We start from the raw sequence: 22,332 nt of genomic DNA on the forward strand, positions 1-22,332 counted from the left end.
CCTCCGTGCCCGCGGCCGTTCAGCCGTCCGCGGGCACCCCGGAACCGGCCGGCCGGCCCGCGCGGACCGCGTCCTCGACCCGGTCGAGCTGGGCGGCGAGGATCTCCTCGAACGCGGCGCGGCGGTCCACCACGAGGGGGCGGATGTCACGGGCGAAGTGGGCCAGGGCCGGGAAGCGTTCGGGGTCGGCGCCCAGCACCGCCACCCGGAACAGCTCCATGCCCTGTTCGCGCTCTTCCGGGGTGACCGTGCCGACCCCGGCCTCGGAAGCGATCAGCGCGGAGACGAGGACCGCGATCCGGTGGTAGCGCGCCGGGATCTCCTCGTCGGGCAGCCCCGAGGCGCGCAGCGCCTGCAGCGCCTCTTCCATGACCAGCCGGGAACCGGCGCCGCTCGAGACGTAGCGTCCCCAGACCGCCGCGAGCTGGGGCTGCCGGCCGAAGGCGTCCCTCACCCGCAGGGCCAGGGCCATGATCCGCTGTCTCCAGTCGCCCTCGGCGCGGTAGCCGTCCATGGCGGTCAGGAGGATCCGGTCGGCGACCGCGCGCAGCAGTTCGGTCTTGCTGCGGAAGTGCCGGTAGAGGCTGGAGGAGTCGGTCCCGAGGGCCACGGCCAGCTTGCGCACGCTGAACGAGTCCGGGTCGCTCGTGCGCAGCAGCTCCGCCGCCACGTCCAGGATCTCTTCGGTCGACCAACGCCTTCGGCCCGTCATCCCACTCCTCTCGCCGAACTTCAGCCTAGCCGATGCGCCCGGCATTGCACTCAATATTGCACTTGGCGTTGCACGCACCGCGTGCATAATGAGGACAAGGGCCCGCCGGAAACCTCCGGGGGGCGGGCCGACAGGCCGCTCGTGCCCTGTCGTCCGGGGCCGGGCGACCGGGGCGGAGTCCCCCCGGGACGCGCGAAAGGACGCACGACGTGAAGAACGCACTGGATCCCGCGGCGCTGGAAGCCGCCCTCGAGAACGTCCACCGCGCCGGGGTGCCCGGCCTGTTCGCCGAAGTGCGGGACGGCGACGAGGTCTGGCGCGGCGCCGCCGGGGTCGCCGACGTCACCACCGGCCGCCCCGTCACCGTCGGCATGCGGCACCGGGTCGGCAGCGTCACCAAGACCTTCACCGCCGCCGCGGTGCTCCAGCAGGTCGAGGAGGGCCGGATCGGGCTCGACACACCGGTCGGCCGGTACCTCCCGGCGCTGGTCCCCGGAGAACGCGGCGACGCGATCACGGTCCGGATGCTGCTCAACCACACCAGCGGCCTCGCCGAGTACCTGCCGTACGCCTATCCCTCGCTCAAGCCGTACCCCGCCCTCGCGGACACCGGACCCGAGAGCCTGGACGAGCACCGGTTCACACGGTTCGACCCCCTCGAACTGATCGCGACGGGGGTAACCGCCCCCGCGTTCGGCGCCCCGGGCGGCACCCCCGGGGTGTACTCCAACACCAACTACCTGCTCCTCGCGCAGCTCCTGGAGCGGGTGACCGGCACGACGGCCGAGCGGTGCATCACCGAGAACGTCGTCGAGCGCGCCGGCCTCCGGGACACCGGATTCCCCGAAGGGCCGTACGTCGACGGGCCGCACTCGCGGCTCTACGAGATGTGGTTCGGCATGATCGATCCGCCGCGCGACTACAGCGTGTTCGACATGTCATGGGTGGGACCGTCGGCCTCGCTGATATCGACCGTCTCGGACCTCAACCGTTTCTACCGCCTGCTGCTGGCCGGGGAGATCGTCGGACCGTCGTCGCTGGCGGAGATGCGGAGCACGGTCCCGGTCGTCTCCCAGGAGCTCAGGACCGTCGACTACGGCCTGGGCCTGCACCCGATGGAGGGTCCCGGGCAGGGCGCCTTCTGGGGCCACGGCGGCACGGTCTGGGGCGGCGGGACACTGGCCATGACCCGCGCGGACGGCGGGAGGCAGCTGGCGGTCGCGGTGAACGCGCAGCGGTGGAACAGGCTCGACTCCTCCGGGATGCCGGAGCCCCATCCCGTCGACGGGGCGCTCGCGGCGCTGTACCGGGTGGCGATGTACGGCTGAAGGCGCCGTGGCGCGGGGCCACGGCGCCTCCGGCGCGGTCTCAGCCGGACAGTGCCGCCGAGACCACCGCCTTCGCCTCGTCCTGCACCTGTCGCAGGTGGCCGGTTCCGAGGAACGACTCCGCGTAGATCTTGTACACGTCCTCGGTGCCCGACGGGCGGGCCGCGAACCAGGCGTTCTCGGTGGTCACCTTGATGCCGCCGATGGGCGCGCCGTTGCCGGGCGCCTCGGTGAGCACCGCGGTGACCGTCTCCCCGGCGAGCGTGTCGGTGGTGATCTGCGCGGGCGAGAGCTTGGCCAGCAGGGCCTTCTCCTCGCGCGTCGCCGGGGCGTCGATGCGCTCGTAGGCGGGCTCCCCGAAGCGTGAGGTGAGCCCGGCGTAGTGCTCGGAGGGCGTCTTGCCGGTCACGCCCGTGATCTCGGAGGCGAGCAGGGCCAGGATGATGCCGTCCTTGTCGGTGGTCCAGACCGAGCCGTCGCGGCGCAGGAAGGAGGCGCCCGCCGACTCCTCGCCGCCGAACCCGAGGGAGCCGTCGACCAGCCCGTCCACGAACCACTTGAATCCGACGGGCACCTCGACCAGCCGGCGGCCGAGGTCGGCGGCGACCCGGTCGATCATTCCGGACGACACCAGTGTCTTGCCGATCCCCGTGCCGGCGGGCCACTGCTCCCGGTGGGTGTAGAGGTAGGCGATGGCGGCGGCGAGATAGTGGTTGGGGTTCATGAGTCCGCCGTCGGGGGTGACGATCCCGTGGCGGTCGGCGTCGGCGTCGTTGCCCGTGGAGATCTGGAAGCGGTCGCGCCGCTCGATGAGCGAGGCCATCGCGTAGGGCGAGGAGCAGTCCATCCGGATCTTGCCGTCCCAGTCCAGCGTCATGAACCGCCAGGTGGGGTCGGTGAGCGGGTTGACCACGGTCAGGTCCAGCGCGTGCTGTTCGGCGATGCGTCCCCAGTAGGCGACCGAGGCCCCGCCCAGCGGGTCGGCGCCGATGCGGACCCCGGCCGCGCGGATCGCGTCCAGGTCCAGCACCTGCGGCAGATCGGCCACGTAGGTGCCGAGGAAGTCGTACCGGCCGGTGCCGGGTGCGGCGAGGGCCCTCGCGTACGGGACGCGCCGTACGTCCTTGAGTCCGTCCCTGATGAGTTCGTTGGCCCGGTCCTGGATCCAGGAGGTCGCCTCGGAGCCGGCCGGGCCGCCGTTCGGCGGGTTGTACTTGAAGCCTCCGTCGGCCGGCGGGTTGTGGGAGGGGGTGACCACCACACCGTCGGCGAGGCCCGCGGACCGGCCGCGGTTGTACGTGAGGATGGCGTGCGACACCGCCGGAGTGGGCGTGTAGCCGTCCGCGGCGTCCAGGAGCACCGTCACGCCGTTGGCCGCGAACACCTCCAGGGCGGTGACCTTCGCGGGTTCCGAGAGCGCGTGGCTGTCGGCGCCCAGGAAGAGCGGGCCGTCGATGCCCTGGCCCTCGCGGTACTCGCAGATGGCCTGGCTCGTCGCGGCGATGTGGTCCTCGTTGAACGCGGTCGCCAGGGACGAACCGCGGTGCCCGGACGTGCCGAAGGCGACACGCTGGCCGGGTTCGGCCGGGTCGGGGTGGAGCGCGTAGTAGGCGGTGACCAACCGGGCCACGTCGACGAGGTCCTCGGGGCCGGCCGGCCGGCCCGCTCTCTCGTGCTGCATGTGCCCGTACCTCCACGTCGGTGGTTCATCGCTGGTGGTCCCATCTTTCCCCACCGGACCGCGCAGCGGCACAGTGCCTTCGGGCACCGGCGGGGGACCACGGCGTCAGCCCCGGCCTCCTCCCTCCTCGGGCGGCGGTCTGGGCGTGGGGTTCCCGGCGGTCAGGTGCTCGAGGACCTCCACCAGTTCCTGGCAGGCCAGCTCCACCGAGCGCCGGGTGTTGCGCTGTTCGGTGATCACGGCGGACAGGAGGAGGGCCGTCAGGGCCATGGTCCCGTTGAAGGCCTGCAGTTTGATCATGACCTCGGTGTGGCTCAGCCGGTGGAACGGACCGACGTCCTGCGTGGCCGCGACGGTGGCCATGACGGAGGCGAAGAGGGCGCACACCAGGCTGCCCGGGAGTTCGAATCTGAGGGCCGCCCAGATCAGCAGCGGATAGATCAGGAACAGCATGCTGATGGAACTGCGGGTGGCGACCGGCACCATGACGCCGGCCGCGACGAGGAGCACGGCGGCCTCCTTCCACCGTGCCAGGCTTATCGGGGGCCGTACGGTGTACAGCATCAGGATGACCGGGGTGACGATCAGGACGCCCATCGCGTCGCCCACCCACCACGCCAGCCAGACCGGCCAGAAGTCGCCCGGGGCGAGTTTGCCCGTGCCCACCAGCAGGCCGACGTCCGCGCTCGCGCTGATCGTCATGGCGCCCAGGGCCGCCAGGAACACCAGGGCCAGCCCGTCGCGGAACCGGCTGAGATCGGTGCGGAAGCGCACCGCGCGCAGCAGGAGCCAGGCGCACACGGGGGCGACGGTGTTGCCCGCGACGATGCCCGCCGCGGAGAGCTCGAGCGAGGAGAACGAGGAGAGGGACAGGACGACCAGGAGGGCCCCGATCGCGATCCCGGGCCACGCCCACAGCCCGATGAGCAGCAGGGCGGCGACGGCCACACCGGTGGGCGGCCAGATGGGCGTGAACACCGCCCCTTCGACCGTGAGCCGCCGCATGAGTCCCAGCCGTCCTGCTCCGTAGTAGCAGGCGGCGATCACGAGCGTCTGAAGAGCGACGACGGCCGGCCGGCGCATCTTCTGTGCAGCCACCACAGAGTCATCAGACACCGCCGGAGCCCCGTCGGCGAGGCGAGCGTCCCCGCGCCGCGAACGGCGCCGACCGCCTCACCGGAACGGGACGGTGGGCGCGCCGTGGCGGACCACGAGCACGGCCGCGTCGTCCTCGTGTCCCACCCCTTCGGCGCCCTTGATCACCGCCGCGGCCAGCGAACCGGCCGACAGGCCCGCGCCGACGGCGACTCCGGCGAGGCGTACGACCTGGTCGAGCCCGTCGTCCACGTCCATCGCCGGCCCTTCGACGACGCCGTCGGTCAGCAGGACGAAGACTCCGCCGGTGGTGAGCCGGTGCCGGGTCACCGGGTACCGCGTCCCGGCCCCGATGCCGAGCGGTGGCCCGCCCTCGTCCGCGGTGACGCCGGACTTCCCGTCCGCCGTCGCCCAGACGCAGGGTATGTGCCCGGCCCGAGCGCTCTCCAGCACGCCGGTGGCCGGGTCGAGCCGCATGAAGGTGCAGGTGGCGAAGAGGTCGGAGCCGATGGAGAGGATGAGGTCGTTGGTCCGCTCGAGGAGCTCCCCGGGGTCGCCGGTGACGGAGGCGAGGGCCCGCAGGCCGACCCTGACCTGCCCCATGAACGCGGCGGCCTCGATGTTGTGGCCCTGCACGTCGCCTATGGACAGGCCGATGCGCCCGTCGGGCAGTTCGAAGGCGTCGTACCAGTCCCCGCCCACGTTGAGGCCGTGGCAGGCGGGCGCGTACTCGACGGCGACGTCGAATCCCGGGGCGGAGGGCAGGTCTCCCGGAAGCATGCCGCGTTGCAGCGCGATGGCCAGTTCGACCTGCGAGCGCTGGAACTGCGCGCGTTCACGCGCCTGGGCGGTCAGCGATCCGAGCCTGGCGAGCAGCTCGTCGCCGTCAGCCGTCGACGACTTGCGGAACATCGACCACCCCGAAAGAAAAGCCGCAAATTAAATAAATATTGGGAAATCGTCTCTACTGGATGATAACGACCGCGATGGCGGGATCCGACATCGGCGCTTCCCCGCCGGATCCGTCGGACCGCCGGTCCGGGACGCGGCCGCCGGAGGACGTCCTCCGGACCGAGACCGCCCTTGAGCGTGCCCTCGGCGGCTCCGGTGTCGGGCAAGGCCCCGCCGCCTCCTCGGCCGGCAGCCGCGCCCCGCCCCCGAGTCCCCCGGCATCAGACGGTCCGACGCGGCAGCCGGCGGTCCAGCCATCCCGGCAGCCACCAATTGGCCCGCCCCATCAGGAACATGAGGGACGGCACCAGGACGAGGCGGACGACGGTGGCGTCGAGGACGACGCTGATGGCGAGGCCGAGGGCGAGCATCTTCACCACGACGGCCGGAGAGCCGGTGAAGGACAGGAACACGGCCGTCATGATGAGCGCGGCACAGGTGATCACCCGTCCGGTGAGCGAGAGACCGGTGCCGACCGACCGCTCGTTGTCACCGGTCGCGTGCCATTCCTCGGCGATGCGCGAGAGCAGGAAGATCCCGTAGTCCATCGACAGACCGAAGACGATGGCGAACATCATCATCGGGACGTAGGACTCGATCGGCACGGGCTCGCCCAGGCCCAGCGGGCCGTCGCCCCAGCCCCATTGGAAGACGGCGACCAGGGCGCCGTACGACGCGCCCGTCGTGAGCAGGTTGAGGGCGACCGCCTTGAGCGGGATCACCACGCTGCGGAAGACGGCCGTCAGCAGCAGGAAGGCGGCGACCAGCACGATGCCGATGATCAGTGGCAGGCGTTCGGTGACGGTGTCGCGGAACTCGAGCTGGCCCGCGGTGCTGCCGGTCAGGTGCCCCGTCGCACCGGTGCCTTCGAGGACGTCGGGCACGGCGGTACCGGTGAGCGTGGCGAACAGGGCGTCCGTGCCGGCCGATTGGGGGCCGGTGGCGGGGACGACGGTGGTGACGAGGATCCTGCCGTCCGGGCTGGTGCGCGGGGGTGTGACACGGGCGACGCCGTCCGTCCCCGCCAGACCGTCGGCGACCAGGCCCGCGACCCGGTCGGCGGACACGCTCGCGCGGGTGAGGTCGACGACGAGGGTGAAGGGGCCGTTGGCACCCGGCCCGAAGCCGGGACCGTCGGCACCGGCGATCCAGTCGTAGGCGTCGCGGGTGGTGCTGCCCGCCGGGTCCGCGCCGTCGTCGATGTGCCCGAGGCGCATCGAGAACAGCGGTGTCGCGCAGAGGGCGACGACGGCGAGCCCGGCGGTGAGGAACCTCCACGGGTGCCGGGCGACCAGACGCGCGTAGCGGTGCCACCCGTCGTGGTCGCCGGAGCTCTCGGCGACCGGCCTCCGGCGGACACGGAGCACGTCGATCCGGCGGCCCACGAGCCCCATGGCCGCCGGCACCAGGGTGAGCGCCGCGGCCGCCGTCACGACCACCGCGACCGTGGCGGCGAGACCCAGCCGCCCGATCATGGTCAGACCGCAGGCGTACAGGCTGAGCAGGGCCACGGCCACCGTGCCCGCGGCGACCAGAACCGCCCTGCCGCTCACGGCGGTCGTACGGCCGACCGCCGTGAGCGGATCGTCCCCGTCGATCAGGTACTGACGGAACCGCGTGATCAGGAAGAGCGCGTAGTCGATGCCCACGCCGAGCCCGATCATCGTGGCCAGGGTGGGTGCCGAGGTGGCGAAGGTGAGCGTGCCGGCCACGATGCCGACCACGCCGAGGCCGACACCGACCCCGATCAGAGCGGTGACCAGGGGCATCAAAGCGGCGGCGACACTGCCGAAGGCGAGCAGCAGCACGATCAGGGCGGCGCCGACGCCGATGGCCTCGGCGGTGGCGTCGTCGGCGGGGGCGCGCACGATGTCGTGCAGGTCGCCTCCGTAGCCGACGCCGATCCCGGCGTCCCTGGCGGGAGCCGTCGCCGCGTCGAGCCGCCCGGTGTAGCCGTGGCCGAGGGACTTGAGCTTCCGGTCGAAGGACACGGCGGTGTACGCGGTCGCGCCGTCGGTGCTGGTCACCGGTGCGGCGACGGCGGTGACGTGAGGCAGGCCCCTCAGCCGTCCGAGCGTCGACTCCAGGCCCTCCGCGTGGTCGGACACCTTGCCCGAGCCGACGTGGAAGACCACCTTTCCGCCGGGCGCGCCCGCCGCCGGGTCGGACTTCGCCAGCAGGTCGGCGCCGATGCCCGCCTGGCTGCCGGGGAGGGTGACCTCGTCGCCGAAGCTCGCGCCGACCGCGTGCCGGCCCGCGAACGCGGCCGCCAGTACCACCAGCCAGGCGGCGATCACCCATGCGGCGTGCCGCGCGCAGAAGGCGCCCGTGCGGTGCAGGACGGGCGGCCGGGGCGCGACGGGAAGCGGCGCCGGGGACAGCTGGGCAGGGGGAAGGGACACCGCGCCTCCAGGAGAAGTGACAGGGCTGCCACAACTTAACCGGGAAGATGACAGCACCGTCAATTGTCATCTCTGCCATTTTTGCTGACACCCTGTGCTCCGCGCTCCGCGCTCCGCGCCCCGCGGACGCACGGAACGCGGACGGGGTGCCGCCTCCCGGACGGGAGGCGGCACCCCGGGCCTCACGGACGAGCGGCCGGAGCCCGGCGCGGTGGAGTCAGCCCTCGGCCCGCCCCTTCCCCGACGCGCACGCGGACGCCGCGCCCGCCGTCCGCGCCGCCTGCCGCGCACCGGCGGGCGCCACGGTGAAGTCCAGGACGAGACCGGCGCTTTCGGCGTGGGCGCCGACGAGCGCGGTACCCCGGGGCAGCTCCCGGATCCGGATGGCGCGCGGCTCGAGCCTGGCCGCGAGCCCCCCGGCGCCCGGCAGCGCGGAGAGCCGCGACACCGGGACCTCGCGGCCGAGGACCAGGACGCTCACGGGGGTGATGGTGAGGCTGTGGGACGTGGTGGACAGGGTGGTGGCCACCGTGACGGGCAGACCTGTCGCGCCCGCCGAGCCCGTGAGGGTGAGACGGGTGCCGTCCGTGCCCGTCCTCAGCCCGTCGGCGCCGGCGCCGCCCCGCACACCGGCGCTCCGGTCCAGCGCGTCGTAGGCGACGGTGGCGGTGGCGGTCCCGCCCGAGGTGGCGCCGCCGGTCGACACGTCGCGCAGGTGCGCGTCGACGTCCATCTCGGTGCCTTCGCGGCGCACGCCCTCGGCACTGACGTGGACGGCCCCGACCGTGCCGGTGAGCGCCCTGAGTCCGGCCAGGGTGTCGTCGAGGTCGACCCGCACCCCCTTGGTCGCGCCGAGACGGCACGCGGCGGTCTCCGCGACCCGGCCCCGTACCTCGTGCTCCATGACGAGGTCGGTGGCCACGGCCGCCGCGACCACCGCGGTCAGGGATATGGCGGTGACGGCGTAACGACGGCGACGGTTCACGAGGGGGTGGCTCCGATCGTGGTCAGGAAGGTGAACGCCTGCGGGAGCAGGCGGTCGGGCTCCACCGGCACTCCGGCCGTGCGGCGGTCGCGCAGGGTCCGCAGGACGCCGCGCGCGGCTCCCAGCGCGCAGTTGGCGATCACGGCGGCCCGCAGGTCGGCGTCCGGCTCCGCCTCCGGAAGGCGTTCCAGGACGAGCGCGGTCAGACGTGCCTCGAACTGCTGGAACTGCCGGGACAGGCCCTCGCGCGCCTGTTCGCGGATCTCGCCGAGCGGATGGGCGAGCGCGGTCAGGCTGCTGGCGGCGAAGTAGGAGACCGCGTCCGTGATGGCGCCGCAGGCCGCTTCGAGCGGCGTGTCGCTGTCCGGCCGGGCCAGGAAGGCTTCCTCTATACGGGCGAAGAGCTCGATCCCGTCCGGGAGGAGCAGCGCCTCCTTGCCGTCGAAGTAGCGGAAGAAGGTCCGCTCCGACACGTTCGCCTCCGCGGCGATGTCGGCCACCGTCGTCTGCGCGAAACCGTGTTCGGCGAAGAGCCGGCCGGCGGCCTCGCGCAGTCCGCGCCGGGTCTCCTCCTTCTTCCGCTCCCGCAGACCTGGCTTCTCGGTTCTCTCTGGCATGGGGCCACCCTCGCCACCGCGCGCCGGGTCTGTCAATTGTCAGCCCTGCCATTTTGGCGGGCGGGGTCGCCCGAGCGCCGTGGCCGAGGGATACCGCGGTACCGCGCGCCTCCCCCGACCGGGCCGAGGACCCGGCCAGGCCGAGGGCGCCGCCGAGGCGGGCGACGCGGTACGACATTAGGGTCGGCGGTATGACTGACGACAACCTGCGCCGCGTCACCGTCGAGCGGACCGGCACCGGGCACTTCACCGCGACGAACGCGCGCGGCGGGACGATCGCCTTCGGGACGGCCGGGGAGGACGAGTTCACCCCGGTCGAGCTGCTGCTCGCCGCCATCGGGGGCTGCACCGCGGCCGATGTCGACGTCGCGACCGGCCGCCACGCGGAGCCCACGCGGTTCACCCTGACGGTGACCGGCGACAAGATCAGCGACGAGCACGGGAACCGGATGACCGACCTCGCGGTCACCTTCTCCGTGGCGTTCCCGGACGGCGCACCCGGCGACCGCGCCCGTGACATCCTCCCCCGTGCCGTGAAGGCCTCGCACGACCGGCTCTGCACGGTCAGCCGCACGATCGAGGCCGGCACCCCCGTCACCGTGACGGTCGCCGACGCCTGATCGCGCCGGGCCCGGCGCGGCGGTCCCGACGATCGTGCGGCCGGGTGGAATGAAGCCGGATTTCCGGGGCAGACGGCGAACGTCGAAGAGGTGGACGCGGGACGGATCGTATGGGCCAGCCGGTGAGCGAAGCGGAACAGCAGGGACAGCGGGGCGCGCTGATCGAGGCCTCCGTCGCGTACGACGGTGACTCCGCGTGCATCGCCCGGGCGCGGGCGTTCACCCGCGACTTCCTGGCACAGGTGCAGGCGGTCGCCGGACTGCCCGTCTCCGGACGGGTGATGGGCACGGTCCCGCTGGTCGTCAGCGAACTGGTGACCAACGCGGTCAAGTACGCGGGCGGACCGTGCCTGTTGTCCCTGGAGGTGGACGGAGGCTCCGTCAGGGCGACCGTGTGGGATTCCGACCCGACCCTTCCGGTGGCGCGCGCCGCCGACGCGGGCCGTGTCGGCCAGCACGGGCTGGAGATCGTCATGGCCCTGTGCCACGCCTTCGAGGTGCACCGGGAACCCGTCGGCAAACGGATCACCGCCGTGGTGGCACTGGCCGACACGCCGGACACCGATCTGAGCCGCTCCGGCATCTGACGCCCGCCTCCGTCACCGGTGTGACGGCAGACACACGGCGGCGCGTCCGAAGTCCCCTCCGGCCGCCGCCCGGCGCCCTCATGACGCCCCGAAAGGTGTCCGACGAGCCGAAACGAAATTGTGCCGCGTCACCTTGGCCGCTTTGCGGGACAATGATGAGTTCGCGGGTCGCCTTCGACAAGGAAACGGGTGGTTAACAACGTGCGGCAGGCAGGTGTACTAGACGTCGGGTGCCACAGCGCTCTTCTCACCGTGGCGCGGCGCCGCGCCGGGGTCGCCATGGAGGAGGTACTGTCCCGAAAGGTACGGCTCCAGTTGCACGAGACGCTGGACGCCACGGGACGGCTGGACAAGTCGGGTGTACGCAGCGTGCAGCGGGCCGTGGCCGAAACGCTCGCCGAGGACCGGGACTCGCTGCCGGAGGTGTACGCGTTCGCCACGTCGGTGATCCGCGACGCGCCCAATCGCGACGAGGTCCTCGCCCAGGTGGCCAGTGCCACCGGCACCCGGCTGCGGGTGATGTCCGGTGAGGAGGAGGCCCGTCTGGCCTACGTGGCCGCGCGCCACTGGGCGGGCGAGCGGACCGGTTCCCTGCTGGTGCTCGACATCGGCGGCGGGACCGTGGAGGTCGCGTCCGGGACGTCCGGGCAGCCCCGGACGTCCCATTCCCTGCCCCTGGGCGCCCGTACGGTCACCCGCGCCTGGAAGCTCGACGAGGCCGTGTCCTCGAAGCGGCGGCTCGCCGAGGTGCGCGACCATCTGAGCGGCCGCCTGGCCGAGGTGGCCGATCTGCCGCGCGCCGAGCCGGACGGGCGCGTGCTCGCCTGCTCCAAGACCTTCACCCAGCTCGCCCGCTACACCACCGCGGGCCGCGACCGCTCCCGGGCCCCGCAGCGGCTGACCCTCGACGAAGTACGGGCCGCGGTGGGCGTCCTCGCGAAGAACGGGTCCGCGGGGCGCGGCCGGCTGCCCGGCATCTCACGTCACCGGGCCGGACAGTCCCTGGCCGGGGCGCTGGTCGCGGAAGCCCTGATGGAGGCCTGCCGGGCCACGAGCGTGGAGATCTCCCCCTGGTCCACCAGGGAGGGCCTCCTCCTGGAGCGGCTCGGGGCCCTGCGCGGCAAGCGTTCCACCGACCGCTGACACGGACCGGCCGCCGGCCGGTCACGGGGCGCGCGGGGTCCGGGAACAAACCCGGACCACTCGGCGCTGATGTGAACGGCCCGGCGGATGCCGGAGCACGGAATTCCATCAGGTGCGGTGGACCCGTCGGTGGTCCTGCTCGTGGAAAGGCGTGAGAGAGATGACGGCGTCCGGACAGCGGCGGCAACGAGCGGCCGGAGCGGGCGAGTCGCCCCTGGTGACGTCCTGCGGCCGCAGGATCCTCGTGAAGGAACTGAGGCTGCCCACGCCGGGCCGGCCGATCGGCCGCGTGACGCTGGACGTGGGGCCCGACCAGGGTGACGAGCACGGGGTGTGGGCCTCTCTCACCCCCGCCGAGGCGCGTGAACTCGCCCGTCGTCTCCTCGTGCACGCCGCCGGGGTGGAGCCGGCGGGGCCGCCCGACCAGGAGACGCCCCGGGCTCATGGCCTGTCGCTCGACGCGTCTCCCGGCACGGCGTGGACCGTGACGCGCTCCCGCTCGGTGTGAGCGGGCGGCCCGAACGGACGCCGACGGCGGGAGCCCGGCCTTGAACGCCGGATGCGCGAAGGGGCCGGCGCTCCCCCGGACCAGGGGGGAGCGCCGGCACCCATGTGCCTGTCAGCCGGCGCCGTTCAGGATCACGGGAACTGCGTGACCTTCGACGGGACGGTGTCGGTGCCCGAGGTGGGCGCGCCGGTGTTGTTGATGACGTGGGCGTACTGGCCCTTGCCGCCGAGCGAGATCACCAGGATGTCGTGCATCTTGACCCCGGTCTTCACCGGGACCTGGAAGCCGTGCGCCTGGACGATCGACGAGTCCGTGGTGAAGTTGCAGTAGCTTCCCAGGCCCCACGCCTCGTGCGTGGTCACGGAGTCGGCGACCTTGTAGGCCGCGTATCCGACGATGCCGTCATGGGTGACGGCGGCGGCGTTGGGCACGTCGTACGCCTTCTCGTTCTGGAAGAAGATCGTGCGCCCCCTCTCGCCGTTCCACAGCACGTCGTACTTGTTGAAGTGCTCGACGAACAGGCCGGTCGTCAGGACGTCGTCACCGTTGACCACGAGGCCGTAGTCGGCGCGGTTGGTGTCCCAGCCGACTCCCTCACCGTGGTCGGCGCGCCACAGCCAGGTGTGGTCGATCACGACGTCGTCGCTGTTGACCACGACCGAGTTGGTGGCGAGGCCGGGGCCCGCGCCGCCGATGCGCACGAACACGTCCTGCATGGTGGTGGGGTTGGCCGAGTGGTCCGCGGAGGAACCCGAAGGGCCGATCTGCAGCAGGGTGTTGGAGTTGGACCGTCCGGCGTCGATGAGGAATCCGGCGAGCCTGACGCCGTCCACGTCGGCCACGTGCATCGCGTCGATGCCGTTGTCCGGGACGATCGTCGCGAGGCCGAGGCCCAGGACGACGGTGTTGGCCCGGGTCACGTTGATCGTCTGGTCGAGGTGGTAGACGCCCGGGGTGAACAGCAGGTTGAGACCCTGGGCGAGGGCGGCGTTGATGGTCGCCGCGGTCGCGCCGGACTTGACGACGTAGAACTGGTCGAGCGGGATGGACGTACCGGCCGTGTTCGGCCAGGAGACACCGCGCGCGTTGGTGCGCTTGGAGGGCACGAACACCTTGTAGGTGCTGCCGTCCAGGTAGAGGTAGGGCTTCTCGCGCGAGACCGGGGTGTTGTCGAGCGTGGTGTACGGGCCGGAGTCGAAGTTCGTCGCCGGTGCTCCCTGGACGCCCGTGAAGGTCATGTTCCAGACGCCGTTGGTCCAGCCGCCGACGGAGCTGTCACGGGTGTACCACTGCTGCTGGGAGTACGGGCCGACCGTGCCGTCGATCTTGGAGTCGGCGATGTAGCCGCCGGAGGCCCAGCCGTAGCCGTTCGGGGCCAGGTTGAGCCCGCCCTGGACGTGGATGCGGCGGAAGGGGGCCGCCTGGGCGACCGCCCAGCGGTCGGTGCCGTTGGACGGCGTGATCGACAGGTTCTCCGCCGAACGCCAGAAGTTCTGGGTGGCGTTGCCGTTGAACCAGCCCGCGTCCACGGTGATGTCACCGTTGATGTGGACGTCGTCGGGGTTCTGGCCGAGTCCCGACACCGAGGTGTAGAAGCCGACCTGGGCGTTGATGTTGTTGTAGGTGCCGGGCTTCATCAGGAACTGGTAGCGGGCGGAGCCGAACTGGTTCGACTCCTGCTGGGCGAAGACCTGGTCGAACTTGCCCTGCAGGTCGGGCGTCGAGGGGTCCACGACGATGACGTTGGGCCCGAGGTCCCCGCCGCCCTGCACGGGCGGGACACTGGTGCCCGTTCCGGTGTGGACGGCGACCTCCCACAGCGAGTACCCGTACGCGGTTCCCCGGGTCGTCCCGTAGATGCGTACGTAGCGGCCCTTGCCGGAGACGTCGTAGGAGGCGGTGCCCCCGGTGCCGTCCGTGACGGACTTGAGGATCGTCCAGTTCTGGCCGTCCGTGGAGGACTGGATCTGGAAGGCCTTGCCGTACGCCGCCTCCCAGTTGAGGTCGACCCGGCACAGGTCGCTGGACGCGCCCAGGTCGACCTGGACCCACTGCGGGTCGGCGAAGGCGCTCGACCAGCGGGTCGCGGTGTCGCCGTCGAAGGCGGCCGAGGCGGAGCTCGCCGCGTTCTCGGCGGAGGAGGCGGTGGCCGTCTTCCCCTTCGCCGCGTTGGCGGTGTCACAGGTGGTGGGGGTGCCGGTCCCGGCGGTGCCGAACACCTGGAACTCCCAGAGGGAGTAACCGTACGGGGTGGCGCGGTGGACGCCGTACATCCGGACGTAGCGGCCCTGGCCGGAGACGTCGAGGCTGTCGGTGCCGCCGTCGCCGCCGGTCACCGTCTTGATGTCGGTCCAGGTGCTGCCGTCCGGCGACGTCTGGATGCGGTAGTCGCTGCCGTACGCGGCCTCCCAGTTGAGGACGACCTTGGTGATCGTCGCCGAGGCGCCGAGGTCGACCTGGAGCCACTGGGTGTCCGTGGCGGCCGAGGACCACCGGGTGCCGGTGTTGCCGTCGACGGCGTAGGCGGCGGGAGTGCCGCCGTTCTCGTCCGAGGAGGACGTGGCCGTCTTGCCCTGGGACAGCGGGAGGTCGGCCGCTGCGGCCGGTCTCTGCAGGGGCAGGGTGACGAGCGCGGCCAGAGCGGCCAACGCGACACCCAGGGTTCTGAGTTTCATGCCGTGACTCCATGCGGGTGGGGTGACGAGCGGAGTGGACACACTTGTTGAGCAGCTGTGGACACAGCTGCTTGCGAAGGGATGAACGTGAACTGACCGAGCGGCTCTCTTAGTTCACGCTTTGATTTAAGTAATGAACAGTCAGAGTGGCAAGGCCCGTGACACGGGTTTCTTCAACTCGTGTTCACCGAGACCGCTTTGATGGGGCCTTCAAGGGGGTGTGACCTGGTTCGGGGCGTCACAGACGGTCCGGAAGCCGCTCGGATCCGTCAAGGCTTGAAGGCGCGGCGGGACGCGGCCGGACACAAAAGAAGCCGAGTACCCCGGGCGCCTGCCGCCACTACGGCAGGCGCCCGCGGACACTCGGCGGGCGGAGCTCGTCCGTCCGGACCGCGGGGGCGGTCCGGACGGGATCGGGTCAGTCCTGGATCAGGGCGTGATCCTCCACTGCTGGATGTAGCCGACGTCGATCGACGCGAGGTCGCGGACCCGCAGTTTCCAGGTGCCGTCGACCGGCTGGGCGGAGGCGTCCACCGTGAACGTCTGGTCCACGTTGTCGGCCGAGCCCCCGCTGCGGTTCAGCAGGGAGTACACGGTTCCGTCGGGGCCGACCAGATCGACCGTCAGGTCACCGCGGTAGGTGTGGACGATGTTGACGTAGACCTCGGTGGTCGCCGAGGCGTTGCCCGGCCGGCCCGTGATCGTGATGGGCGACTCGACGGCGGGACCCACATCGGGGATGTCGACGCGTGTGCTGTTGGCGTAGACGTACGCGATCCGCCAGTGGAAGGCCGCGGACACTGACGCGCCGGTGCTGTCGGTCACGGTGACCGTCGTGTCGCTGGTCCCCGGCGTGACGGGGGCCCCGGAGATCAGTCCGGTGTCCCCGATGGCGAGGCCCTCGGGCAGCCCGGCGGCCGTGTAGGTCAGGCTCGCTCCGGTGTTGGTGGTGTACGCGTTCACCTGGAGGGACACTTCCTGGCCGACGCCGGAGGTCTGGTCGGCGACCGGGGCGACGTTGACCCCCAGGGCGATGCGGTCACCGACGTTGATGGCCGCCCAGGCGTCGGCGACCGCGAGGTAGGTGGGGCTGTACTGCCCGAAGAGATCGCCGGCGGCCCGCAGCGTGGCGACCCTGGCACCGGCGTAGTTGGTCGAGGACGTCATGTAGGTGGTCAGCGCGCGGTACCAGATCGCGGCGGCGTTCTCGATGCCGACGCCGGTCACCGGCAGACCGTCGTGGGTCGGGCTGTCGTACGACACCCCGTTGACGGTCTTCGCGCCGCTCCCCTCGGAGAGGAGGTAGAAGAAGTGGTTCGCCGGTCCCGAGGAGTAGTGGACGTCGATGCCTCCCAGCGAGGAGTCCCAGTAGTCGCGGGAGGAGCCGTCCTTGGACGGCTTGTCCATGTACCGCAGCGGCGCTCCGGTCCCGCGGATGTCGATCTTCTCGCCGACCAGGTAGTCGGGCACGTCGGCCGCGAGGTTCTCGTGGAACTCCACCGCCGCGGCGAAGATGTCCGAGGTCGCCTCATTGAGGCCGCCCGACTCTCCCGAGTAGGTGAGGCCCGCGGTGGCCGCGGTCACGCCGTGGCTCATCTCGTGGGCGGCGACGTCCAGGGCGGTCAGGGGGTGCGTGTTGCCCGAACCGTCGCCGTAGGTCATGCAGAAGCAGCTGTCCTGCCAGAAGGCGTTGACGTAGTTGTTGCCGTAGTGGGCCCGGCTGTAGGCGGCGACCCCGTCGTTGCGGATCCCGTTGCGGCCGAAGACCTCCTTGTAGTAGTCCCAGGTCGCCGCCGCTCCGTAGGCGACGTCGACGCCGGCGGTCTGCCGGTCGCTCTGGGCGCCGCTGCCCCAGACATCGTTGTCGTCCGTGAACAGGGTTCCGGTGCCGGACGTCCCCTGGTTGAGGTCGTAGGTGCGATGGCCGGCGCGGTCACCGTCGACCAGTTGGTACGACGATCCGGACGGCGTGGTGGAGAGCGGCACCGTACCCACGTACTGGCCCGTTCCCGTGCCGGTCTCGACGCCCTCGTAGCGGGAGGCGATCTTGCCGGAGGACGCGTCGGTGATGACGTGCAGTTCGCTGGGGGTGCCGTCGCGCTGGACGCCGCCGATCACCGACTCCCAGGCCAGGACCGGGCGGGCGCCCGCGGCCCAGACGACGAGCCGGGGCGCTCCCTCGGCACGGGACCGCGTGACGGCCGCCTTCCGGCTCACCGCGAGGGCCTTCGCCGCGGCGGCGCTGGCGGGGATCCCCGGCCTGACGCTCGGCACGGCGACGGCGGTCCGGTGCGCCTCGGACACGGTGCTCCCGCCGTCCTTCAGGTGGACGACCAGATCACCGCCGAGCACCGGCAGTCCCGCGTAGGTGCGCTCGTACCGCGTATGGGTCGTACCGTCCCGGTCCTGCGCGACGTCCTTGACGACGAGCCGCTCGCGGGCGCCGAGGCCGAGCCGCTTCGCGGTGGCGTCCGCCGCCGCTCCGGCGCTCTTGACGAGCGCGGCGCGCCGGGTGGGCGACAGCGGGGCCTGGAGGGCTCCGGACCGGGGCTCGGAGACGATCCGGGCGCCGGCCCCGGCGGGAACCGGGTTCCCGGAGGCGGTGATCCCGGTGACGGCCCGGGTGGGCACGAGGTCCGCGGGGGCGGCGGACGCGGAGTCCGGCCGGACGGCGAGCGCCAGTAAGGAGCTCGCGGCGGTGAGCGCGAGGGCCGCGGCGCGTCTGCGCCGACGGACGGAGGTGTGTTGCCGGTTCAATGCCATCTCCTTCTGCGGGGGGTTGGCCCGGGGGGAGCCCCGGGCGTCCGGGGCCGGCGGGGTGCGGCCGGCCTCGCGGAGGTAGGAGGGCCGGGCGGGCGGGGCAGCACGGAGTGCCGCACGAAGACGCTCGCGGAGTCGGTGGCGCGTGGATCGCGAGGGTGCGGGTGCACCGGCGGGGACCGGGCCTCGTGGGGCCGGGGCCGGGCCGGGCCGAAGGACGCGAAGGCGGCGAGGGGGGCCGGGGGCGGCGGAGAGGGTGGGGGCGTGGAGGGGGTGGGGGTTGTGGAGGGGGTGGCACGGGGGCGCGTGACGCGGAGGAGGGTGGAGAGGGTGTGAACGAAGTGTGAGCTTCCGACAGCAGAGTGACATCATTCCGGCGGCCTTGTCATGAAGACGACAAGACAACGGCTTGAACTGATCAATGCCTACTGCGAGTTCATCCGCCCGTCACACCTTTTCGGCCGCTGTGGGGCGACTGTGGACGTGGCCGACGGCCCGCGCGTCCACGGCACCGGCTTCCCGCGTGCCCGTCTCAGGGCCGACGCGCGTGGGTGTTGTGGTCGTGCGACACCTCGGAAGGGCGGCCCGGCGACCGGGACCCGTGGTCGCGCAGCCAGTCGTGGACGGCGAGGCCGAGGGCGCAGAGGACGGCCACGATCCCGGAGCCGACGGAGATCGCCACGGCGGAGCGGAAGTCGTGCCGGTCCGTGCCGAGCACCACGTAGAACAGTCCGGGCAGCGCTGCCGTACCGACGGCGCCGCCCAGCCGCTGGGCCGTCTGCAGGGCTCCGCCGGCCGCGCCCGCCATCCGCACCGGAACGTCCCGGAGCGTCATCGTGACGTTCGGCGAGATGACGCAGCCGCTGCCCAGCCCGCCGACGAACAGGGCCGGAGCCGCGTACCACACGGCCGGGTCCCCGGGAGCGAGGCGCAGGACCAGCACGGCGCCGCCCAGCCCCAGGGCGACGGCGGAGAGACCCCAGACGGTCAGCAGCCGGCCCAGCCGCTCGACGAGCCGTCCGGCCACCACGGCCGCCGCGGCCGAACCGATGGCGAAGGGCGTCACGGCGAGGCCCGAGCGCAGCGGGGAGTAGCCCTGGCCGTTCTGGAAGTACAGCGCGAACACCAGCCACACCCCGCTGAACCCCACGAAGTACAGGGCCGCGATGGCCGCCCCGGCGGCGTAACCCCGCGTGCTCGTCACCAGACGCGGATCCAGGAGCGGCTGACCGCCGACCGCGGTCAGCCGCCGCTCCCACCACGCGAACACCACGAGGAGGCCCAGCCCCACCGGGAAGAGCCACCACAGCCTTCGCAGACCGCCGGACTCGGCCAGGATCAGCGGAAGCATCAGCGCCAGCACCCCGCAGCCGAGCAGCAGGACGCCCCGCAGGTCGAGCCGCTCCCGGCGGCGCGGAGCGACCTCGGGCAGCAGGCGCAGGCCCAGCAGGAAGGCGACGGCTCCGACCGGCACGTTCACGTAGAAGATCCAGCGCCAGCCCTGGGGGCCGTCGGCGAGCATCAGGATCAAACCGCCGATGACGGGGCCCACCGCGCTGGAGACGCCGACGGTCGCTCCGAAGAGCCCGAACGCCCGCCCCCGCTCGGCTCCCCGGAACATCTGCTGGATGAGGGCGGAGTTCTGCGGTGCCAGGCACCCCGCGGCCATGCCCTGGGCCAGCCGGGCCACGACGAGGAGCGTGATGGTCGGCGCGGCTCCGGCGGCGGCGCTGCACAGGACGAAGGCGGCGAGGGCGAGCAGGAAGATCCGTCGGCGGCCGATCGCGTCGCCCAGTCGTCCCGCCGTCACGAGAACCAGGGCGAAGGTGAGGGCGTACCCGGAGACGACCCACTGGATCGACGGGGCGGAGGCGTGCAGGGCCCGCTGCATGGAGGGCAGCGCGACGGCGACGATGGTGACGTCGAGCAGGCTCATGAACCCCGCCGTCAGGGTGACCCACAGGGCGCGCCAGCGCCGCGGATCGGCTCCCTCGGCCGGCCCCCGCGCACGGTCTCCCCGTCCGTCTGTCCGCGCGTCCGGTTCCACGCCGGGGACTCCTCTCCGCCACCCCACCATCTTCGGCCCGTGGGGACGTGCGGCAACACGGGTCCGGTCTCACGCCGGGCGCATGACCGTGGGGCCCGCTCCCCGGAGCGGGCCCCACGTGGTTCGGACCGGCGGCCGCGCCGGATCCCCGGATCCGGGCCGCCGGCCCTGCCGGATCGGCCGTTCAGCCCTTGAAGACGTCCTTCGTCTTCTCCTTGGCCTGCCGTGCGTCGCCCTTGGCCTTCTCGGCCTGGCCCTCGGCGGTCATCCGCTCGTTGCCGACGGCGCGCCCGGCTGCTTCCTTCGCCTTGCCCTTGGCCTGCTCCATCTTGGCCTTGGCCTTCTGCTCGCCACTCACGATGCCTCACTTTCCTCATCACGATCGGCTTCGAGTGCCAAGGCAACGAGTGACCCGTCCTGTCGGTGCCAAACGTGGAGATCGGGAATCACCCTCCGGCCGTTCAGTTACCCTCCGTGGTCGCGTGCGTTTCCGGCATGCCGGAACGGGTGGGCTGGGTGAGCCTGGAGACATGGGCCGATGACACTCGGATCCGTCCGGAGGGTCGTGCCCATCCCGGGCAGCCAGAGCGAGGACGACGTCATGGGTGATGAGGTCTACCAGCCGGGAGGTCCCGACATACGCGAGGACGAAGGCATCCTCGATCCCGAGGACACCCTCGAGGACCGGGGCGCGGACCCCTTCGACGAAGGGTGGTCGCCACCCGAGCGCCCGCTCGCCGTGGACCATCGGGGCACCACGGCGCGCGAGCAGCACGAGGGGGAGAGCCTGGACGAGAAGCTGGCCGAGGAGCGGGCGGACCCGGCGCTGCGGGAGCCCGACGAGGACGACGGCGCGGACGGTCCGACGGGCGACGGGGACGGGGACGGGTTCCTGGACGACGGGGTCGAGGTGGATCCCGAGGAACGGATCCTGGCCCTCGACGTGGGCGCCCATGAGGACGCCGAGCACGACATGATCGCCGAGGACGTCGGCGTCGACGGCTACGCGGACCCCGAGGGACGGCCGGCCGTCCACCTGCTCCCTGACGACATACCCGAGCGCCTGCTGGACGAGGACCTGCGCCGTCCTCCCGAGGACGAGGTCCGCCGGCTGCGCTCCGAGACGGACTCCGCCGCCTCGGGCCCGTGACGGCGCGGCCCTCGGCGAAGAGGTGACGGGCGGTCAGTCCTCGCCCCTGATGATGTTCCCCTCCGGGGTGTTCCGCTCCTGCCGCGCCGTCTCACCGGCCGTGGCCGGAAGGCAGGTCCGCGGCCCGGTCCGCCCCGGGCGGCGTGCCTTCGCCCATCCCGTCTCCGGCCGCGAGGTGTTCCTGGTACCGACGTCCGCGGTCATGGCCCTTCTCCGTCCTTTCGCTGTCCGGCCCCGGCTCCTTCTGCGTCCGGCCCCGTCGGGTCCGGCCCGTCTCATGATTCCGGGCTGTCGTCATCGGGTCCCCCTCCGTGTCCGGGGGAAACCGGCCGCGCGTCGTCGCGGGAAGGAACCGGCCGTCCGTCCCGGGGCTGCCGACGCGGACGGACAGGCCGGTTTGCGGTGCCGTCCGCGAGGCCACACGGTGAGGAAGAGGCAACCGACCCGCCGTGCGGTGGCACGGCGCGCACGTGGAGGACGGCGACGACGATGTTCCAGGGCAACGCGAAGGTCAAGCAGATCAAGGGAAAGGTGAAGGAGTCCGTCGGAAAGGCGCTGGGCGACACCTCGGTGCAGAGGGCGGGCCGTCGTGAGCAACTGAGCGGCAAGGCCCAGGAGATGACGGAGAAGGCCTCGGCGCGCGTACGCAAGTGGGCCAAGCACTGAACATGACCCTCCAGCATCCCGCCGACCGCGGCGGCGAAGAGCGCGGGAGGTTCGAGCGGCTCGCCGAGGCCGGGTCGAGGTTCACCAGCTCGCCCGTCTTCTTCGCGTTCTGCGTCGGACTGGTCTCGCTGACGGTGGCCGTTCACGTCGCCGGGCTCTCCGGGGAATGGCTCCTTCTCGCCGGCGACGCGATGACCGCCGTGACGCTGCTGCTCCTGGCGCTGCTGAAGAACTCCGAGCTACGGTCCGAGCGGGCGATCCAGCGCAAGCTGGACGCCATCGCCTCGGCACTGCTGGAGGTGCAGGAAGGCGCGCCCGGCAAGGCGCACGAGGACCTCAGGAAGGTGATCCGCATGGAGGACGAGACCTGAGGGCCCTCGCGTCCTGGGCTCACGCACCGCGCGG

General features: G+C 72.1%; 19 protein-coding genes and 1 pseudogene. 8 read left to right on the forward strand and 12 right to left on the reverse strand.

Annotated features, from left to right (window positions below; all coding sequences use genetic code 11):
• Window positions 1–19: 19 nt before the first annotated feature.
• Complete coding sequence (locus ACICHK_RS05335; protein WP_151467217.1) at window positions 20–712, reverse strand: TetR/AcrR family transcriptional regulator; 693 nt, start codon at window positions 710–712, stop codon at window positions 20–22.
• Between the two features lie 209 nt (window positions 713–921).
• Between ACICHK_RS05335 and ACICHK_RS05340 the strand changes: the two genes are divergently transcribed.
• Complete coding sequence (locus ACICHK_RS05340; protein WP_406835939.1) at window positions 922–2,040, forward strand: serine hydrolase domain-containing protein; 1,119 nt, start codon at window positions 922–924, stop codon at window positions 2,038–2,040.
• 40 nt (window positions 2,041–2,080) lie between these two features.
• Here the strand turns inward: ACICHK_RS05340 and pgm are convergent, their stop codons facing one another.
• The 6 genes from pgm to ACICHK_RS05370 form a co-directional block, all read right to left on the reverse strand.
• On the reverse strand, window positions 2,081–3,721 hold the full coding sequence (pgm, locus tag ACICHK_RS05345) for a phosphoglucomutase (alpha-D-glucose-1,6-bisphosphate-dependent) (protein WP_406835940.1): 1,641 nt from the start codon (window positions 3,719–3,721) through the stop codon (window positions 2,081–2,083).
• Between the two features lie 105 nt (window positions 3,722–3,826).
• Complete coding sequence (locus ACICHK_RS05350) at window positions 3,827–4,822, reverse strand: MASE1 domain-containing protein (protein WP_406835941.1); 996 nt, start codon at window positions 4,820–4,822, stop codon at window positions 3,827–3,829.
• A gap of 72 nt (window positions 4,823–4,894) precedes the next feature.
• Window positions 4,895–5,728, reverse strand: coding sequence for a PP2C family protein-serine/threonine phosphatase (locus ACICHK_RS05355; protein ID WP_406835942.1), 834 nt, complete (start codon window positions 5,726–5,728; stop codon window positions 4,895–4,897).
• 260 nt (window positions 5,729–5,988) lie between these two features.
• The gene (locus ACICHK_RS05360; RefSeq protein ID WP_406835943.1) at window positions 5,989–8,169 is read right to left on the reverse strand and encodes an MMPL family transporter; all 2,181 of its coding nucleotides are present in this window, start codon (window positions 8,167–8,169) and stop codon (window positions 5,989–5,991) included.
• Window positions 8,170–8,386: 217 nt separating this feature from the next.
• Entirely contained in the window at window positions 8,387–9,154 is a 768-nt protein-coding gene (locus ACICHK_RS05365; RefSeq protein WP_406835944.1) for a hypothetical protein, read from the reverse strand.
• Window positions 9,151–9,771 (reverse strand): TetR/AcrR family transcriptional regulator, encoded by a 621-nt coding sequence (locus tag ACICHK_RS05370; RefSeq protein WP_406835945.1) that lies wholly within the window; start codon window positions 9,769–9,771, stop codon window positions 9,151–9,153. The genes ACICHK_RS05365 and ACICHK_RS05370 overlap by 4 nt, the downstream gene beginning before the upstream one ends.
• A 191-nt stretch (window positions 9,772–9,962) precedes the next feature.
• Between ACICHK_RS05370 and ACICHK_RS05375 the strand changes: the two genes are divergently transcribed.
• From ACICHK_RS05375 to ACICHK_RS05390, 4 genes are all read left to right on the forward strand, one after another.
• On the forward strand, window positions 9,963–10,391 hold the full coding sequence (locus ACICHK_RS05375; protein WP_406835946.1) for an OsmC family protein: 429 nt from the start codon (window positions 9,963–9,965) through the stop codon (window positions 10,389–10,391).
• Window positions 10,392–10,501: 110 nt separating this feature from the next.
• On the forward strand, window positions 10,502–10,978 hold the full coding sequence (locus ACICHK_RS05380) for an ATP-binding protein (RefSeq protein ID WP_406835947.1): 477 nt from the start codon (window positions 10,502–10,504) through the stop codon (window positions 10,976–10,978).
• A gap of 252 nt (window positions 10,979–11,230) precedes the next feature.
• Window positions 11,231–12,121, forward strand: coding sequence for a Ppx/GppA phosphatase family protein (locus tag ACICHK_RS05385; protein ID WP_406841166.1), 891 nt, complete (start codon window positions 11,231–11,233; stop codon window positions 12,119–12,121).
• A 151-nt stretch (window positions 12,122–12,272) separates the two neighbouring features.
• On the forward strand, window positions 12,273–12,629 hold the full coding sequence (locus tag ACICHK_RS05390; RefSeq protein WP_406835948.1) for a hypothetical protein: 357 nt from the start codon (window positions 12,273–12,275) through the stop codon (window positions 12,627–12,629).
• A 131-nt stretch (window positions 12,630–12,760) separates the two neighbouring features.
• On the opposite strand, the gene ACICHK_RS05395 is transcribed toward ACICHK_RS05390, so the two are convergent.
• From ACICHK_RS05395 to ACICHK_RS05410, 4 genes are all read right to left on the reverse strand, one after another.
• Window positions 12,761–15,304, reverse strand: coding sequence for a discoidin domain-containing protein (locus ACICHK_RS05395; RefSeq protein ID WP_406835949.1), 2,544 nt, complete (start codon window positions 15,302–15,304; stop codon window positions 12,761–12,763).
• A 429-nt stretch (window positions 15,305–15,733) separates the two neighbouring features.
• A complete protein-coding gene (locus ACICHK_RS05400) occupies window positions 15,734–18,067 on the reverse strand; it encodes a M4 family metallopeptidase (protein ID WP_406835950.1) in 2,334 nt (777 codons plus the stop codon).
• Window positions 18,068–18,596: 529 nt separating this feature from the next.
• Complete coding sequence (locus ACICHK_RS05405; RefSeq protein WP_406835951.1) at window positions 18,597–20,141, reverse strand: MFS transporter; 1,545 nt, start codon at window positions 20,139–20,141, stop codon at window positions 18,597–18,599.
• Window positions 20,142–20,295: 154 nt separating this feature from the next.
• Entirely contained in the window at window positions 20,296–20,469 is a 174-nt protein-coding gene (locus ACICHK_RS05410; RefSeq protein ID WP_151467205.1) for a CsbD family protein, read from the reverse strand.
• A gap of 180 nt (window positions 20,470–20,649) precedes the next feature.
• On the opposite strand from ACICHK_RS05410, the pseudogene ACICHK_RS05415 reads away from it, so the two are divergent.
• Window positions 20,650–21,162, forward strand: a pseudogene (locus ACICHK_RS05415) (hypothetical protein); the annotation flags it as partial.
• 132 nt (window positions 21,163–21,294) lie between these two features.
• Here the strand turns inward: ACICHK_RS05415 and ACICHK_RS05420 are convergent.
• On the reverse strand, window positions 21,295–21,465 hold the full coding sequence (locus tag ACICHK_RS05420) for a hypothetical protein (protein ID WP_406835952.1): 171 nt from the start codon (window positions 21,463–21,465) through the stop codon (window positions 21,295–21,297).
• A 285-nt stretch (window positions 21,466–21,750) separates the two neighbouring features.
• On the opposite strand from ACICHK_RS05420, the gene ACICHK_RS05425 reads away from it, so the two are divergent.
• Together ACICHK_RS05425 and ACICHK_RS05430 are read left to right on the forward strand one after the other, a co-directional pair.
• Window positions 21,751–21,927 (forward strand): CsbD family protein, encoded by a 177-nt coding sequence (locus ACICHK_RS05425; protein WP_151467204.1) that lies wholly within the window; start codon window positions 21,751–21,753, stop codon window positions 21,925–21,927.
• 2 nt (window positions 21,928–21,929) lie between these two features.
• A complete protein-coding gene (locus ACICHK_RS05430) occupies window positions 21,930–22,298 on the forward strand; it encodes a low affinity iron permease family protein (protein WP_406835954.1) in 369 nt (122 codons plus the stop codon).
• The last annotated feature ends 34 nt before the right edge of the window (window positions 22,299–22,332 follow it).

The sequence above is a fragment of the Streptomyces sp. AHU1 genome (genome assembly GCF_045343905.1).
In the GTDB taxonomy this organism is placed as follows: domain Bacteria; phylum Actinomycetota; class Actinomycetes; order Streptomycetales; family Streptomycetaceae; genus Streptomyces; species Streptomyces triticiradicis.

Bases quoted from the DNA above. Each gene is read 5' to 3' on its own strand.
- ACICHK_RS05335 (WP_151467217.1), bottom strand. From the start codon at position 712: ATGACGGGCCGAAGGCGTTGGTCGACCGAAGAGATCCTGGACGTGGCG.
- pgm (WP_406835940.1), bottom strand. From the start codon at position 3,721: ATGCAGCACGAGAGAGCGGGCCGGCCGGCCGGCCCCGAGGACCTCGTC.
- ACICHK_RS05355 (WP_406835942.1), bottom strand. From the start codon at position 5,728: ATGTTCCGCAAGTCGTCGACGGCTGACGGCGACGAGCTGCTCGCCAGG.
- ACICHK_RS05370 (WP_406835945.1), bottom strand. From the start codon at position 9,771: ATGCCAGAGAGAACCGAGAAGCCAGGTCTGCGGGAGCGGAAGAAGGAG.
- ACICHK_RS05375 (WP_406835946.1), top strand. From the start codon at position 9,963: ATGACTGACGACAACCTGCGCCGCGTCACCGTCGAGCGGACCGGCACC.
- ACICHK_RS05380 (WP_406835947.1), top strand. From the start codon at position 10,502: ATGGGCCAGCCGGTGAGCGAAGCGGAACAGCAGGGACAGCGGGGCGCG.
- ACICHK_RS05395 (WP_406835949.1), bottom strand. From the start codon at position 15,304: ATGAAACTCAGAACCCTGGGTGTCGCGTTGGCCGCTCTGGCCGCGCTC.
- ACICHK_RS05400 (WP_406835950.1), bottom strand. From the start codon at position 18,067: ATGGCATTGAACCGGCAACACACCTCCGTCCGTCGGCGCAGACGCGCC.
- ACICHK_RS05405 (WP_406835951.1), bottom strand. From the start codon at position 20,141: ATGGTGGGGTGGCGGAGAGGAGTCCCCGGCGTGGAACCGGACGCGCGG.
- ACICHK_RS05420 (WP_406835952.1), bottom strand. From the start codon at position 21,465: ATGACCGCGGACGTCGGTACCAGGAACACCTCGCGGCCGGAGACGGGA.
- ACICHK_RS05425 (WP_151467204.1), top strand. From the start codon at position 21,751: ATGTTCCAGGGCAACGCGAAGGTCAAGCAGATCAAGGGAAAGGTGAAG.
- ACICHK_RS05430 (WP_406835954.1), top strand. From the start codon at position 21,930: ATGACCCTCCAGCATCCCGCCGACCGCGGCGGCGAAGAGCGCGGGAGG.